The organism is Miniphocaeibacter halophilus, assembly GCF_016458825.1.
In the GTDB taxonomy this organism is placed as follows: Bacteria; Bacillota; Clostridia; order Tissierellales; family Peptoniphilaceae; genus Miniphocaeibacter; species Miniphocaeibacter halophilus.
In genome coordinates this window covers 398,586-415,364 of record NZ_CP066744.1, presented here as the reverse complement: position 1 = coordinate 415,364, position 16,779 = coordinate 398,586, and the positions used below count along the sequence as shown (strand labels likewise).

Genomic DNA, 16,779 nt, shown 5'->3' with positions numbered 1-16,779 from the left:
AACTTTATAATTTATGTCTTAAAACTTTTCCAAGTCCTGTATTTATAAATGTATCTGATTTGTTTGTTATTTCTCCAGATATAAATATATAGTCAAAACCGGTTGGCGAAAAAGTAGGATTAACATAATCAGCGTGATTTTTAATATTGCTTAAATCGAATATTGCTAAATCTGCATCATATCCTTCTTTAATTCTTCCCTTATTTTCAATTCCAAAGATTTTAGCTGGCAAATATGTCATTTTATATATTGCTTCTTCCAAGGACAATATATTTTTTTCTTTAACATATTCTTCAAGAATCTTAGCATGAGTTCCTATTTGTCGTGGATGAGGTAGACCTCCATCAGGATATACAGAATCGGATATGATAGAGGTAAAAGGATATTTTAATATAGTTTCAATATCTTCATCTGAAACTATAAAGTTCACCATAGAAACATTTAAATCCTCTTCTACAAGTAGATCAAAAGCTACATCGTATGGATCTCTCCCAAGTTCTTCTGCAATTTCACTAACTCTTTTACCTACAAATTTTTGATTTTTTTCCTTTTGAACAGTTGTAATCATAATTGAATGCCAACCTACAGAATAAAGTAGATTTTCAAAATATTCTTGTTTATTTTCTAATATATTTTTGCATTCAGCTCTTTTTATTGGATCCTTTAATCTTTCTATGGTTTTATCATGGCCGCCTTCTAAAAATTCAGGAGGTAATAACTGAACTAGTTGAGTAGAACCTGCAGTCCAAGGATAAATATCGGCTGTAATTTTCATTCCTTCATTTTGTGCCTTCATAATAACTTCAGTGGCATCCTTTAAAAGATGTCCCCAGTTATGTGGACCAACACATTTATAATGACTTACATGTAGAGGAATGTTCAATTCTCTAGCAATAGCAATAACCTCCTCTAAGGATGGTACAAGTAAATCACCTTCACCTCTAATATGGGTAACTAAAGGTATATTTTTATTGCGTATAGGTTCTAGTGCCTTAACAACACCGTCGAAATCATACATATTTTCAGGCATATAAACTATTCCCATAGTTACACCAAAAGCTCCTGAATCAATAGCATCATTTAAGAATAAATGTAATTTTTCATATTGCTCATCAGTTAATTCACCATCGTTAAATCCGTTAACAGCCATTCTCAAAGTACCATTTCCTACATGCATGCCGAAATTAATAGGAAGTTTCAATTTCTCCACTTCATTTAAATATTCAGAAAAAGTTTCAAAATTTACATCTTTGGGAACAGACCCTATTATAGGACTTAAATAACTATAAATCTCATCTTTCCATTCATTTGGACAAGGAACAACACTTAAGCCACAATTTCCATTTATTGTAGTAGTAATTCCCTGCCTAATTTGTATTTCACCATAATTTTCCTTAAAAACAAAGGCATCACTATGTCTATGTGCATCTATAAAACCCGGTGAAATGATTTTGCCGCTAGCATCAATTACAGTATCAGCTTCTTCGTTAATAGATTTGTCTATTTTTATTATTTTCCCCTTATCTACAGCAATATCTCCTATATAACCTTTAGTGTTTGTTCCATCTACTATGAAACCATTTTTTATTAAAAGTTGGATCATGATTTTCACTCCTTGATAAATTGACTAAAAAAAAATTAGTTAAATATCAAAAAAAATATTTTGTATAATTAAATAATACCAAAAAAAGATAAAAAACACAACAAGGCTTGAAAAAATAAGGAAAGAAACATTTTCATAAATTAGCTTGACAAAAGCTATGATAACGTTGTAGAATTAATTTAATCAAAATAACAAAAAAATATTTTGGTTTAATATTTTTAATATCAAAAAAATATTTTGTAAATTATTAAATTTAAATAGGAGGTTTAAAATGGCAGGCACAAAATACGCTACGTTTTTTATAATTGGATTTGTAATATACACGGCGTTAATGATTTTTATTGGCTGGTATTCATCTAGGGGAAAATCTTCAGGATCCGATTATTTAACAGGTGGAGGAAATTTACCAATATTTCTAATATTTGGTACTATGGGGGCAACTTTAATAGGTACAGGTTCTTCTATAGGAGCAACGGCAAATGGATTTAGAAGTGGTTGGGCAGGAGCAGCTTATGGATTAGGAGCGGCTTTAGGAATTTTTGTATTGGTATGGTTTACTAAGAAAATGAAACTACGCTCTAGAGGTTTTACAACAATGACTGAAGAAGCGATGTATCATTATAACGGAAGTCAGCAAATGAGAATGGTAATGGCCATTATGATGTTTATTATAGAAATAGTATGGCTTGGAAATCATATGAATGGTGGAGCTACATATTTATCATTTATAACTGGAATCGATATGGTATATGCTAAATTAATAATGGTTTTAGGCTTTAGTATATATATATTAATTGGAGGTTATTTAGCTGTTGTATGGACTGACTTTATACAGTTTATTATAATCTGTGTGGGTTTCGTTGCTATTACAGTTGTTGCGTTATCAAAGGCAGGCGGTTGGACTAATATTAAAGATGTTATTACTGCAACAGGAAATGCTGGTAATTTAAGCTTATACGGAGTAAAGACACTAGGTGTCATGGGGCTAATAAATTTGATATTCTCAATAGCAATACCAATGGGAGGAACACCTACTTACAGGCTTAGAATATACACATCTAAAGACGATAAATCCGCATGTAAAGCTTTAAGTATGTCAGGAATTGCATTATTTATATTTTCATTTTTACCAGCAATAATAGGTATGGCAGCTTATGTAATTGCTACAAAAAATAATGCTACTGAAGTATTGAATAATCCGGACTTCTCCTTTACCTATATAGCAACTTCTGTATTGGGGCCTGCATTGGGATTAGTATTTATGATCTCAGGCTTATCTGCAACACTATCATCAGGTGATTCAGATGCTATAGCAGCTGTAAATATACTTTTAACAGATGTTTATCCAATAGTTACAGGTGGAAAACATATTTCTGAAAAGAAAATGACAGTTTGGAGTAGAGTTGCTACAGTTGGTACCTTAGCCCTTGCATTTGTTGCAACATTATTTGCCAATGATGTTATGAGCTATATAACAAATGTAATAGGATCAATTATACCTGGAGTTTCAGTAGCTATGTTTGTAGGTGCTTTATGGAAAAAAGCTACTTGGCAGGGAGGAATAGCAGCAGTTGTTGGTGGAACTGGTTTTGGAATAGTATTCTTATTAGTACCGGCTGTAAATGACTTTATCTTAAATACATTTAAAGGACCTTCAATTCCAGCAACAATAATATCTTTAGTATTGGTAGTTGTCGTATCATTAGCTACTAAAAATAAAATATTAACTCATGAAGAGAGAATGAAAGAAATAATGGATACTAGAAATCCAGAAACACTTTAATAAAAGCGTATATAAATATACGCTTTTATTAAAATTATGTTAATGATAATATACTAGTAATAATAATTTAAATAGTATAGAGGAGAATATAATGAAAAGTGTAATGGATGATATAGATAATTTAAGTAGATTGGTAAAGATGTTAGCATCTCAATTTGGACCAAAAACAGAAGTGATTTTACATGATCATGTTTATCATGATTATAATAATTCAGTTGTAGCAATAGAAAATGGTCATATAACAGGAAGAAAAATAGGAGATGGTGGAACTAATTTAGGCCTAGAAGTAATTAGAAAAAATACAAATAAACAAACAGGAGATAGTTACTGTTATTTTACAAAAACCAAGGATGGAAAAGTATTACGTTCATCAACATATTATTTTAGAAATGACAATAATGAGGTAATAGGTTCCCTCTGTATAAATACGGATATATCTGATTATTTAAATATAGGTAAGTCTGTAGAAAATATAACAATGTATACTCCCGACAAGGAAATCAATGAGGTATTTGCCAGCAGTGTAGAAGATTTAACAGAACATTTTATAAAAGAGGCAAAGGCATTATTAAATAAATCTGTGGAAGATATGTCAAAAGAGGATAAAATAGAAGTTTTGACTTTTTTAGATAAAAAGGGATTTTTCTTAATTTCCAAATCAGGAGATATAGCATGTGATTATTTAAAAATATCTAAATATACATTATATAAGTATTTAAATGAAATAAGAGAAACCGATGAGGATAAAAGTTATAGTAGATAAATTGGATTAAGGAGTATTAATATGTCAGAATTAAACACACCAGCAGTTCATATAAACATGAATCAAGTTGAAGAAAACATAAAAGAAATAGTTAATAATTTAAAGGAACAAGGAATAGCACATAGACCTCATATTAAAGTTCATAAATCTGTTTATTTAGCCCAACTTCAGCAAAAATTAGGAGCAGAAGGTATTACTGTAGCGACTTTAGGTGAAGCAGAAGTTATGGCCAATGGTGGAATATCAGATATTTTATTAGCTTTTCCTGTAATAGGTGAAGAAAAACTAGAAGGTTATGAAAAACTTTTAAAAAGAAAAGGACTTACTATTAGAACTGTTATAAATTCTATAAAGGGAGCTAATGATCTATCAGAGCTTGGGTTAAAGTTAAATATAAAAATACCTGTATTAATAGAAGTAGATGGTGGAATATTTAGAGGTGGTGTTCCTTTAGGAGAACCACTTGTGGAATTTGGGAAAAATATAAAGGACTTAGCCGGAATAGAAGTGCAAGGAATCCTATATTATGGTGGAGATATTTATGGCTTGAAAGACATTAAAGCCATGGAAGAAAGAAGTAAAAGGGAATCTGAAGAAATAGTATCTGCAGCAAAATCCTTAGAAGAGATAGGATTTAAAATGGATATTTTAAGTGGTGGAAGTTCATTTTCTGTAAGATTTCCAAAAGAACTTAAGGGAATAACAGAAGCAAGAGCGGGAAATTATATTTTTAATGACTGCGCTCAACTTACTACAGGAGTAATTCCGGAAGAAAAATGTGCTCTAACTATTTTGGCAACAGTTATTTCCAGACCGGATGAAAATACTGCTATTATAGATGCTGGAACTAAGACTTTAAGTAGTGATTTAGTTGGATTTAGAGAAGGTTACGGATATATAAAAGAAGATCCTTCAATAATAATTCATAAATTAAATGAAGAGCATGGATATTTAAAATCTGAAAATCCAATATCTTTTGAAATTGGCGATAAAATAAATATTATTCCAAATCATGCTTGTGTCATCCCTAATTTAGCAGGTAAAGTATACTGTATGAGAGATGATATTTTGGAAAGAGTAATATGTATAGAAGCACAAAGTAAAATACAGTAGTTTTATTTTATAATTTAAAATTAATTTTTGATTATACTTAAATTGGATTAAGTTTAAATATATATTTAGACTTAATCCAATAAATTTTTTATTAATCTTGTGGAACAAATTGTTTCTTCACCATTTTTCATTCTTATTGTTCTGGTTTTTCTGTTAATTTCAGATATATTGTATTTATTTACTACTATGGATTCATGACATTTAATTAATCCCAGTTCTTCATTTACAATTTCTTTAATCTTCCCATAAAACTCAATTATTCCATTATCCAGATGGATTTTAATTTTATGGGGTGTAGTTGAGGTTTCAAAGAACATTATGTCCTTATAGTTAATAAATCTGATTATGTCCCCATCTTTAAATTTAAAGACATTTCTACTAATATTTGGATTTTCAACAGCTCTTTCTACTATTGTATTTAAACATTCACTTATGCGTTTTTTCATATTTACCGGGTTTGATTTTAATATATAGTCCATAGCTTCAACCTTGTATTTGAAGGTTAAGTTGGAAAATTCTTCGTAGCCTGTTACGATAATAATTTTTGAAGATTCATCAATTTGTTTTATTTTATTTCCTAAACTAAATCCTGTTAATTTATGGTGTAGGTTAATATCTAAAAAATAAATACCGCCAAGTACTTTGTTTTTTCTAATATGCTCTATTAGTTCATCCGGATTAGTAGTAGCTAGATCTACAGCCATGTCATAACCCTGCAGCAAGGTGAAATTTGTAATGTATTCTTTTAATTCTTGAAGTTGAGTAATGTCATCTTCACAAATATAAATCTTTTGCATTTTTTAATCCTTTATTTCTAATTTGTGTAAAAACTTATTGTTTTCTATTTGTATTTCATGGGTAATGTTTTTATATTTTGAAAGTATTTCATCTAAAATAGAAAGACCTAAACCACGGTTGCTACCTTTTGTGGAAAAACCTTCCTTTTTTAATTCAAATAATTTCTGTATATTTTTTCTACTGTTATTCTCTACAATAATAATCTTGGAGGTTTTTGTAGTAAGAAAAACGACACTAACTTTTCCTTGTCCAAGGCTTTCCACTTCTTCAATAGCGTTGTCCAGTATAATTCCCAATATTCGAATTAAATCGACATTTTTAATATTAATATTTTCAATATAATCAGATATATCTAAAAAAACATCAACATTTTTTTCTTCCGCTTCCCTTATTTTATTAAAGAGAAAGCCTTTTAAATATTTAATATGAATATTGGAAAGTCTGTCTAAATTAAAGGATTTATTAAATATTATTTCCTTGTCCTCGTCGGTGATACTATAATAAAAATCTTTAATTCCATCTAGGTCATTTTGTTTTATAAGTCCATTTAAGGTTATTAGTATATTTTTATAATCATGTCTAAACTTTCTAACTTCATTATAGTTTTTTTCTAAGCTATCGTAATAGGAGTCAAGGAATTTTTCTCTTTCCAATTTTACTATTAAGTGAAGGTATATTCCTATAAAGGCAAACATGACAATTACTGACAATACTTTCTTTAAGCTGTCTTTAATTAAGGACATTTTTTGAAAATGTTCATAAGCCTCTTGGTCAAAATACTCTTCAGGAAAATAGGATTTTATATTTTCAATATCACTTTCACTAAGATTTAATTTGTCAAAATCATAATAATCTAAAATTACAGGTGTTTCAGGAAAGTTAGGAGTTGTTAAAGCCCTATATACCAGCTGGTAATAAACAACAGTAGCTATTATTAAAAATATTGCTAAAAATTTATTATTATAGGGGATCTCTATTTTACTAATAAGAAGTAATAGTAAGGTTCCTCCTATTAAAAACATAAGTACATTTAATAAATTATACAGTGGTGGTGGATAATTTAAAATTGTTAAAACTATATCCAATAAATTTTCCAGTATTACCATAACAAGTATTAAAATACCGGTTAAATTAAAGGACTTAATTAAGTTGTTTTTTATAAATACCATGGAAAAAACAAGGGTTAAAAGAGCTATTGTAGGTATTGTTAAAGTATAAAGTCTATGTCTTATTAAAACAATTAAAAACATAGAAATAAATACATAAATATAGGATTTTATTTTTAAGTTTTTAAATTTAATTTTCGATAAAATTAATATTCCTAAAAAGCAAAACAAGATTTCAGGAATTGTCTGTAGGTCTAAATTGTTAATCCATTTTAAAATTTCAATTAATTTCATTATTATTCCTTGCCTTCTATTTATTACAACTATTATAGCAAAGAAGTATCTTATTTTAATTTTTAAGCAGCTATTATTTAATCTTAAGCAGTTATGATTTAAATATTATTATTTTGTTTTATTACAGTAAGATTGTAGTTACAGATTTGTGGAAGGAGTAAGTATGATTTTAAAAATAGATAATATTTCAAAAAACTTTGGAAGAAAAGTTGCATTAAAAGATATAAGTTTTTCTTTGGAAGATGGAGTTTATGGACTATTAGGAGATAATGGGGCAGGAAAATCTACTTTAATGAGAATTTTAACTACAGTTTTAAAACCATCTTCAGGAAGGGTGGAGGTTGATGGAAATTCTATTAAGGTTTTAGGTGATAAATACAGGTCGTTATTAGGTTATATGCCTCAGGAGTTTTTTGTATATCCTACTTTAACAGCCAGAGGATTTTTAGAATATATGGGTTCTTTAAAAGGAATTAATGAAAAAGACTTAAAAAATAAAATTGATGAAGTTTTAGAATTTGTAAATTTAAAAGAGGTAGCTAATAAAAGAGTTGTTACTTTTTCAGGAGGTATGAAAAGAAGAATAGGAATTGCCCAAGCTATTATAAATGATCCTAAAATAATTATTTTAGATGAGCCAACGGCAGGGTTAGACCCTCAAGAAAGAATAAGATTTTTAAATATTTTAGGAGATATGGGGAAAAATAGAATCATTATAATTTCCACCCATATTGTTTCGGAAATTGAGGCTATTTCAAGGGATGTAATTGTAATGAAAAAGGGAAAACTCGTTGAAAAAGGCGACATAGACACATTGGTTGAAACAATGAATAATAGGGTTTGGGAAGCTGAAGTAAAACCAAATTACCTAAAAGAAATCGAGAAAAACAACCCGATTATTAGAATGAAAAGGAAGAATGAAAAAATTAGAATAAGGTATGTTGGTGAAAAAATTGAAGAAATAGAAAATAAAAAAGTTTTACCTACATTAGAAGATTACTATGTTTATAACAATAATAAAATAGGAGGGAAAAATGAAAAAAATAATTAAATTGGCAGTTTTGTCCTGTATCGTTGTAACATTAACAGCCTGTGGAAATAGAGAGGGAACCGATGATGATTATATGAACAATAAAACGGAGCCAACAAAAAATGTTGAAAGCGTATTGGAAAAAATAGAGGCTGATGATGAACTTTTAGAAAAACAAATAGGGGAATATAGGAAGGAAAGGGATAAGGACAAATATACTAAAGAAGTAAATGGAACAATTATAAATACACAGCCAAATGAAGAGGATTATATTAAGGGCTTTGATGAAGTGAGAAAGGTAGAACCGAAACTTCCGGATGATTTAGAAGAGGCTTATGAAGAAGTTGGAAGATATTTGGAAGAGGATAAGAAGCTAGAACAAAAAACAAAAGATTTGTATTATTTACCAGCAGATCCAAGAGTATATAAGGTTTATATTGATGAAGACAAGGGAAAACTTCAAGGTTATGATAATGAAAATATTATAGTAATGGAGTATTTAGATGGGGACACTTGGAAGTTTGTTTATGTTGCAAAGGAAAATAAAGACGGACAATGGAAATTTGTTCATGATGGTATTAATCATAAAGAATAGGAAATATTATGCAGGTAAAATTTGAACTTGAAAAATTATTCAATAAGGTAACTATTTTGGCTATGATTTGCATGATAATACTAACTGTATTTCATGGACTTATATCCTTTGGAAAGTGGGAAGAAACCTATGTTCATAAATATAAGACAGTTAAGGGGAAATTAGCCTATTGGTCTTACTTAAATGTTTCCAAGGAATACGAGGGAGAATTAAATCAGGAATATTTAAATAGATTTACTAAAGATTTTCAAAATAGTAAGGAAAGAAAAGCTATTGAAAGTGGAAAAATCTACCAGTGGACTAAATATTCTTTAGCAAGGGATTTTATTTTACCAATAGTTATAGATGAAAGTATTAGCCAAAACAGCAAGCTGGATTTTAATAAAGAAAACCTTAAAGATGTTAATAGCTTCTATAAAAAATTTAAAAAGGAAGCTATTACAAATATGAAATTGGAAAATAAATTAATTGGATTTTTTAAATATACAAAAAATCAATTGGAAATAGTAGAGAATAAAATAAATAATATTAAAACTCCAATTACAATAAAATATACAGAGGGTTTAAAAAACTTTTTAATATATTATAAAACGGATTATCTTCTTTTTTGCCTAGTTTTAGTTTTTGGATTAAGTAGCTTGTTTTCAAAGGATTCAAACTCCGGTGTAGATGAGTTGTCCTTGTCTACTAAAACGGGAAAGGGGAAAAACCTAAATTCCAGATGGATTGCAGGTAATGTTTTTATTCTTTTAGGATATGGGATTTATGTTTTAACACTTCTTATTACCCATGGACTAATAGGAAGTTTACATGGACTTGGAGCATCAATTCAAATTTTAGAACAAACTTCTGCCTTTAATATAAATATATTTCAGGGGATATTGTTAGTAATTTTTTGTGGTCTATTAGGTGGTCTGGTTATTGGAAATCTTATTATGGTTATTTCAATTTATAGTAAAAATATGAAATTTACAATTTTAACAACAGGAGTTATTTTGTTTTTTATGAATAATTTTATGAAGACACAAAATTCCTTTAAACAATTATTACCATTAAATTTTAATAATAAAATGGCCTTACTTAAGTCCGGTAATTACTTTTTTATTGGTGATACTGCAATTCCATACTTTATAATTGTTTTTATTTTATCTGTTATATATATTTTAGTTTTTTATACTTTAACCAGAGTAAAATTTAAAAGATATTATCTGTAAGAGGTGAAGAATGAAGAGTTTAATAAGAGCTGAAAGAAAAAGGGTTTTAAACAGAAATATCTTTATTTTAATAATTGCAATAATAACACTATTTTCTGTAATTTCCGGACTTATGGGATTAAATGCTTATAAAGTAGACTATGGAAATAAAATTTTGTACACGGCAAAAGAAAACCTTAGAAGAAGTAAGAAAGAAAGTAAATATACCTTTCTAGATAAGGAGTTTATTTCAAGTCTAAAAGATAAAAATATAGACAATATACAATTTTACAAGAACATAGACAAGATACTAGTAAAAAATTATGACTTAATATCCTATTCTGAGCTTACAGAAAGTAGAGCTAAGGATTTTTACAATAAAAGATTAATTAATATAAAGAAAAACTTAGAGGGAGATACAGAAAAGGATTATTCTAAAAAAGATATAAAATATCTGCTTCAAAAAGCCAATAAAACAAAAAAGCCCATTCAAATGGACTATGCTGAAGGCTGGAAAAATATTAACAGGGATTTAGGTACGTTAATTCTTTTATTAATAATAATTTCATCTATAGTTATTCTTCAAATATTTGGCAAAATAGATAAATTTAACATGGATGAACTATCTAGGGCAACAAGAAAAGGTAATATGGAGCTAAGTATAGCTAAGGTAATTGTGGCTATTAAGATTTCCTTAATCATATATTTTACGGGAATTTTAATACTTCTAATAGTAAATGGAATTATTTATGGCTTTGAAGGCTTCTCAATGCCAATTCAAAGTAATCCGACTTACTTATATTCCGTATTTAAAATAAATTATTTACAGCAGTTTTTAATAAATATCTCTTTAGGATTAGTGGCATTATTATTTTTGGTAGGCTTTGTTTTATTTGTTACAGCTGTAACTAAAAATCTTTTAACAGGTGGGGTAATTACAGTATTTTTTTGGGCGTTATTATTTGTGTTCGAAATGCTTAAAGATTATGAAATAAACCATTACTTTGCAAATTTTCTACCAATTAAAATGACGGATTTTACTATGCACTATAATGCTAACGATATTTATAAAGTTTTTGATAATAGGTATAATTCAATTATATGGACTATTATGGTTACAATTTTAATATCGATTATATTATTTATTTTAAGCTATTTAATCTATGTATTTAGACAGAAAAAAGAAAGAACATAGGCTACTTTAGCCTATGTTCTCCTCTTAAAATTCTTCCGACATTAACTTCTATATACTTATCTTTTTTATTTGCCATTTCTCCTGCAACAAAGACATAATCAAAACCACTTGCATACTCCATTGAGTTTATATAATCTGAATTGTTTTTTATGTTTTCTAAATCGAATATGACCAAATCGGCATCATAACCAACCTTGATTTTTCCCTTATTTCTTATATTAAATACCTCTGCAGGAAAACCGGTAATTTTATAGATGCCTTCTTCTAATGAAAGAATTTTTTTCTTATTAATATAAATTTCCAAAAATCTTGCAAAGGAGCCATATTGTCTAGGGTGAATAAGGCCACCTTTAGGAAAAATTGAATCTGAAATTATAAAAGTAAAGGGTAATTTAATAATTCTTTCAACATCATCTTCACAAAGGCTAAAATTAACCATGGAAACCTTTAAATCCTCTTCTATTAGTAAATCAAAAGCAAAATCATAAGGATCTTTATTTTCTTCTTTAGCAATTTCAGAAACTAATTTTCCAACATATTTTTGGTTTTTTTCCAAGTCGACAGTAGTAATCATTACTGATTCCCAACCGATTAAATAAAGAATATTTTCAAAATCCTCTTGGTCTTTACTTAGTATGTTTTTACAAATTTCTCTTTGCTTTGGATCTTTTAATCTTTTAAGGGTTTCTTCCTCCCCACCTTCTAAAAATTGTGGAGGAAGTAATTTAACCAGTTGTGTAGAGCCGGCAGTCCAAGGATAAACATCGGCAGTAATTTTCATACCGTTATTTTGGGCGTTTTCTATTAATTTTATAGCCTCATTTAAAAGATGTCCCCAATTCTTTTTACCTATGCATTTTAAATGGCTTATGTGCAAAGGTACATTTAATTTTTTGGCTATATAAATAACCTCTTTAATGGAAGAAACTAAAAGATTGCCTTCTCCACGAATATGAGTAACAAGGGGAATATTTGTGTTTTTTATAGGCATTAAAACTTCAATAATTTCTTCAGTAGAGTATAGATTTTCCGGCATATATTCTAAACCAAGGGAAACTGCAAAAGCTCCGGAATTAATTGCTTCAATTAGCAATTTATGAATTCTTTGAATTTCCTCTTCTGATAGTTTACCTTTGTCAAAACCCTTTACTGCCATTCTTAAAGTTCCGTTTCCTATATTCATTCCAAAATTAATAGGATGTTTATTTTTTTCTAAGAGTTTCAAGTATTCAGGAAAACTTTCAAATTCCTTGTCTTTAGGAAGTCTTCCAACAACAGGTCTTAGAGTATTTAAAATCATATTCTTTTTGTTTTTAGGTAAGGGAACTATACTTAAACCACAGTTTCCGTTTAAGGAGCTAGTAACTCCTTCTCTAATTTGTGGTACACCATAGTGTTTGTTGAAAACAAAAGAATCACTGTGCATATGAACATCTATAAATCCGGGAGTAACTATTTTTTCCTTTGCATCTATTATAGTTTTTGCTTTTTCATTAATATTCTTCCCGATTTTTACAATTTTTCCATTATCTACACAAATATCTCCAATATAGCCGGGAGAATTTGTACCATCAACAATATATGCGTTTTTAATAATTAATTGTAAAATAATATCACTCCTATTTTGTTTAAATAAGTATAGTAAAATAGTTTTAGGTAATTATAATAAAATACTCTTAAGTACTATTAAATTTGTAATAATATAATTTACCTCTAAATCTTTAGGTTTTTCATATCCATTAATGTTATACCAACATGTGTCTATATTATTGTTTTTAGCTCCAATTATATCGGCTTGTAAACTGTCACCAATAAATAAAATTTCCCTTGCTTCTAAGTTACTTCTTTTTAAACATTCTTTAAAAAAATTATCACTTGGCTTATCGTAACCGATGTCATCTGAAACGAAGAGATCGGTAAAATAATCCAACAAATTTGCATGTTTTAGTCTGTTTATTTGCATTTCTAATATTCCGTTTGAAGCAGCATAAATTTTATATTTTTTATAAAGAGAACTTATTACCTCATAGACATTAGGCTCTGTAATAAATTGTTTTCCTAAATTTTTTTCAAACACCTTTTGAAATTTATAGTATGATGAATTGAGGTTTAATTTTTCAAATAGTATTTTAAATCTTGTATTTAAAACATCTTGGACGGATATTTCTCCACTTTTTTGTTTTTTCCATAAATCCTTGCTAATTTCCCTATAAAGTTCATATATGGATTTTGAATAATGCAAATCACATATTTTAAAACTTTCTTCAAAAGCTGCAAGGCTACATTTTTCAAAATCAAAAATAGTATCATCAATATCAAAAAATAATGCTTTGTACATTTACTCACCTTGAATTATAATATTTACTTATATTATTTCATATTCTTACCTAATATGCTATTTAATGGGTAAATAATTTAGGAGAGTTGGTGGAAATATGGATAATACAGAATTTATTAAAAAGGCTAAAAAATACATAGAAGAAATATACAAGCCTTATAATAATAAGATTTATGTACCAATGCCGGAAACAAGAAATTTGTTTTTACCGGTTACCATTGGTTGCAGCTATAATAAATGTTTATATTGTGGATTAAATAAAAATATTATCTTTAAAAAATTAACTTTAGAAGAAATTGAAGAAAACTTGAAAAAATTACAGTTTATAACTAAAAATAATAGAAGAAAAGTAGAAAAGTTTAATCTATTAGGAGGTAACCCCTTAGTCTTAAAAACAGACTATTTAGTAGAAATAGCAAGGCTAATAAGAAAATATTTTCCGGAGGTAAAATATATAAGCTCTTTTTCAAGAGTTGATGATATTATAAGAAAGAGTTATGACGAATTACTTTTGTTAAGGGATAATAAATATAATCGTTTATCCCTGGGAATTGAATCCGGATCAGATAAAATATTGGACTTTCAAAGAAAAGGTGTTACTTCTGAGGATAATTTAGCGGCTATGAAGAAATTGGAAAAAGTTAAAATTGACTATTCCGCCTATATAATATTAGGCTTTGGGGGAGTTAAATATTCAAGGGAAAACGCTCTTGAAACAGCCAAACTTTTAAATAAAGTACATCCCTTTGAGCTAGTAGTAGTAAATTTAGTTTATTTTCCAAATGCACCTTTATTGGACAAGGTAAAGATAGGTGAATTTAAAAGATTAAGTCCTTTACAATCTTTGGAAGAAGAATATTTACTCCTTTCTAAATTAGAAATGGAAAATGTAATATTTAATGCAACCCATAAAAATAATATTATAGCAATAAAGGGAAAATTACCGGAACACAAAAATAGTATGCTAAAGAAAATAAGGGAAAATATTAAAAAGTATAGTATAAAATTGTAAAAGCCAAGAAAAAGGATAATATAATAGCATTTGGCAATAATTATGGTAGAATAAAATATATTAATAACACTAAGGAGGTGTTGTATTATGTTGAAAATAGGTGTATTGGATATTGTTACAAACTGGGAGGTTTGTAGTATTTAATAATAAGCCTCCCGGGAAAATCAAAAATAATTGATTTTTTAGGAGGAAAATAATTGAATAAGTATAATTTAAGAGATTTAGGTTTTACAGATGAATTAAAAGAAGAACATAGATTAAGTGAAGGTATGTATATTGGTAGAGTTTTTTCTCAAACTAAAAACCTATACAGAGTAGTTTGTGAAGAAGGGGAAGTAATTTCTGAAATTTCCGGTAAGTTTAGGTATGAAACCAAGTCAACCTTGGATTTTCCAACAGTTGGAGATTTTGTTGTCCTAGATAGAAATAATAATAATCAGGGAAATGCGGTAATTAATTATAGATTTTCCAGAAAAAGTGCCTTTGTTAGAAAATCTGCAGGAACATCAAATACCAAACAAATCATAGCAAGTAATATAGATTATTTGTTTATATGCATGTCTTTAAATAATGATTTCAATTTAAGAAGATTGGAAAGATATATTTCTATAGCTTGGGAAAGTGGTGCTATACCGGTTGTAATATTAACCAAGGCGGATTTATGTAATAATATTGACGCTAAATTAACAGAAGTAGCCAGTGTAGCCATAGGTGTTGATGTAGAGGTAACTTCAAACTTACAAGAGGATAGTATAGAAAAAATTAAAAAATATATTAGTCCGGGAAAAACCATAGCCTTTATCGGCTCTTCCGGAGTAGGAAAATCTACCTTAATAAACTCCTTAATAGGTGAGAAAATTTTAAAGACTAAAGATTTAAGAAATGATGACAAGGGAAAACATACAACAACCCATAGAGAGATGTTTGTTCTTGAAAATGGCGGTTTGATTATAGATACACCGGGAATGCGAGAACTGGGCTTGGATACTGTTGATATATCGAAAAGTTTTTCCGATATTGATGAGCTAGCGACCATGTGTAAATTTAATGACTGTAGTCATACAAAAGAACCTAAATGTGCAGTGTTAAAGGCTGTAGAAAATGGAGAACTTTCAGAAGAAAGGCTAAATAATTATAGAAAATTAAAAAAGGAAAGTAAATATTCTGGTCTTGATTTTAAGGAAATTGAAAAGAAAAAATTAGAAGATATGTTTTCCAATGTAGGTGGTATGAAAAATGCCCGAAAATATTTAAAAGCAAAAGATAAGAGAAGAAATAAGTAAGCTTATTTTTTATATAAAAGTTCAAGAAAATGTTGACAATATATTTAATAGTAGTACAATACTAACTATAAGCAATATAAATATGCCATAAAGACGTTAAAAGTTGTTGAGCAAAGGAAGAAGAAAATGAAAAACAATTATTTAAACAAAGATGACATAAAAATAGTTTTGCAGATGTTGCTACCAACCACGATTACACAAATATTAATTGAATCTCTTTCTAAAGGTATAATTACCGTAAATTTATTAAATATTTTCAATGAGCAAGTTGAAATGTTCTTTATATTTTCAATATAGGTGTATTTTAAAAATATTTAGGCTAAGAAAAAACAAAAGCTTGTAAGAGAAAATATCTAGAATGAAAATTTATGGGTTTTATGTGAAAATAAATTTTAAAATAATTATTTAATAATATAGAGTTGTTAGTTATAAAAAGGAAGTTTTTAACTTATAGATTATGAAAAAAGTTAATGGAGTTTGGAGAAAAAATGAATTCAATGGAGAAAAGGAAGTATACAAAAAAAGAAAAAAGATTTATAATTTGTTTTTTATTAATGATTTTAATTGTTCTAATTGGCTCAACTCTCGATTTTGGTATGTATGTAAAAAATATAGGAGAAGAAGCGGGGACGAAAATTACAGGATTTTTTTCTACAGTATTTTAATTAAAAAA

General features: G+C 28.2%; 15 protein-coding genes. 10 read left to right on the top strand and 5 right to left on the bottom strand.

Annotation, left to right across the window (positions count from 1 at the left end; all coding sequences use genetic code 11):
* Positions 1-4: 4 nt before the first annotated feature.
* Complete coding sequence (locus tag JFY71_RS01960; RefSeq protein ID WP_243661374.1) at positions 5-1,603, bottom strand: N-acyl-D-amino-acid deacylase family protein; 1,599 nt, start codon at positions 1,601-1,603, stop codon at positions 5-7.
* A gap of 271 nt (positions 1,604-1,874) precedes the next feature.
* On the opposite strand from JFY71_RS01960, the gene JFY71_RS01955 reads away from it, so the two are divergent.
* The 3 genes from JFY71_RS01955 (at position 1,875) to JFY71_RS01945 (ending at position 5,262) form a co-directional block, all read left to right on the top strand.
* The gene (locus tag JFY71_RS01955; RefSeq protein ID WP_243661373.1) at positions 1,875-3,386 is read left to right on the top strand and encodes a sodium:solute symporter family protein; all 1,512 of its coding nucleotides are present in this window, start codon (positions 1,875-1,877) and stop codon (positions 3,384-3,386) included.
* A gap of 91 nt (positions 3,387-3,477) precedes the next feature.
* The gene (locus tag JFY71_RS01950; protein ID WP_243661372.1) at positions 3,478-4,149 is read left to right on the top strand and encodes a helix-turn-helix transcriptional regulator; all 672 of its coding nucleotides are present in this window, start codon (positions 3,478-3,480) and stop codon (positions 4,147-4,149) included.
* Between the two features lie 21 nt (positions 4,150-4,170).
* Positions 4,171-5,262, top strand: a complete 1,092-nt coding sequence (locus JFY71_RS01945) for an alanine racemase (RefSeq protein WP_243661371.1) — start codon at positions 4,171-4,173, stop codon at positions 5,260-5,262.
* Positions 5,263-5,333: 71 nt separating this feature from the next.
* Here JFY71_RS01945 and JFY71_RS01940 read toward each other — a convergent pair whose 3' ends face one another.
* Together JFY71_RS01940 and JFY71_RS01935 are read right to left on the bottom strand one after the other, a co-directional pair.
* A complete protein-coding gene (locus JFY71_RS01940; protein WP_243661370.1) occupies positions 5,334-6,059 on the bottom strand; it encodes a LytR/AlgR family response regulator transcription factor in 726 nt (241 codons plus the stop codon).
* A 3-nt stretch (positions 6,060-6,062) separates the two neighbouring features.
* Complete coding sequence (locus JFY71_RS01935) at positions 6,063-7,460, bottom strand: sensor histidine kinase (protein ID WP_243661369.1); 1,398 nt, start codon at positions 7,458-7,460, stop codon at positions 6,063-6,065.
* A 163-nt stretch (positions 7,461-7,623) separates the two neighbouring features.
* Here JFY71_RS01935 and JFY71_RS01930 point away from each other — a divergent pair, with 163 nt between their 5' ends.
* Genes JFY71_RS01930 through JFY71_RS01915 form a run of 4 tightly spaced genes read left to right on the top strand, consistent with a single transcriptional unit; the run spans position 7,624 to position 11,473 of the window.
* Positions 7,624-8,511 carry an ABC transporter ATP-binding protein gene (locus tag JFY71_RS01930; protein WP_243661368.1) on the top strand — a complete coding sequence of 296 codons (888 nt, stop codon included), beginning with the start codon at positions 7,624-7,626 and terminating at the stop codon, positions 8,509-8,511.
* Positions 8,495-9,085 (top strand): hypothetical protein, encoded by a 591-nt coding sequence (locus JFY71_RS01925; protein ID WP_243661367.1) that lies wholly within the window; start codon positions 8,495-8,497, stop codon positions 9,083-9,085. The genes JFY71_RS01930 and JFY71_RS01925 overlap by 17 nt, the downstream gene beginning before the upstream one ends.
* Before the next feature lie 8 nt (positions 9,086-9,093).
* On the top strand, positions 9,094-10,299 hold the full coding sequence (locus JFY71_RS01920; protein ID WP_243661366.1) for a hypothetical protein: 1,206 nt from the start codon (positions 9,094-9,096) through the stop codon (positions 10,297-10,299).
* A gap of 10 nt (positions 10,300-10,309) precedes the next feature.
* Entirely contained in the window at positions 10,310-11,473 is a 1,164-nt protein-coding gene (locus tag JFY71_RS01915) for a hypothetical protein (protein WP_243661365.1), read from the top strand.
* Between the two features lies 1 nt (position 11,474).
* Here JFY71_RS01915 and JFY71_RS01910 read toward each other — a convergent pair whose 3' ends face one another.
* Both JFY71_RS01910 and JFY71_RS01905 read right to left on the bottom strand, forming a co-directional pair.
* Positions 11,475-12,947: an N-acyl-D-amino-acid deacylase family protein gene (locus JFY71_RS01910; RefSeq protein ID WP_420846436.1), complete on the bottom strand. Its 1,473-nt coding sequence runs from the start codon at positions 12,945-12,947 to the stop codon at positions 11,475-11,477.
* 186 nt (positions 12,948-13,133) lie between these two features.
* Positions 13,134-13,811: a YjjG family noncanonical pyrimidine nucleotidase gene (locus JFY71_RS01905; protein WP_243661363.1), complete on the bottom strand. Its 678-nt coding sequence runs from the start codon at positions 13,809-13,811 to the stop codon at positions 13,134-13,136.
* Between the two features lie 97 nt (positions 13,812-13,908).
* Between JFY71_RS01905 and JFY71_RS01900 the strand changes: the two genes are divergently transcribed.
* The 3 genes from JFY71_RS01900 to JFY71_RS01890 all read left to right on the top strand — a co-directional run bounded on the left by JFY71_RS01900 (position 13,909) and on the right by JFY71_RS01890 (position 16,771).
* Entirely contained in the window at positions 13,909-14,823 is a 915-nt protein-coding gene (locus JFY71_RS01900; protein ID WP_243661362.1) for a radical SAM protein, read from the top strand.
* A gap of 197 nt (positions 14,824-15,020) precedes the next feature.
* Positions 15,021-16,106, top strand: coding sequence for a ribosome small subunit-dependent GTPase A (rsgA, locus tag JFY71_RS01895; RefSeq protein WP_243661361.1), 1,086 nt, complete (start codon positions 15,021-15,023; stop codon positions 16,104-16,106).
* A 488-nt stretch (positions 16,107-16,594) separates the two neighbouring features.
* Positions 16,595-16,771 carry a hypothetical protein gene (locus JFY71_RS01890; protein WP_243661360.1) on the top strand — a complete coding sequence of 59 codons (177 nt, stop codon included), beginning with the start codon at positions 16,595-16,597 and terminating at the stop codon, positions 16,769-16,771.
* The last annotated feature ends 8 nt before the right edge of the window (positions 16,772-16,779 follow it).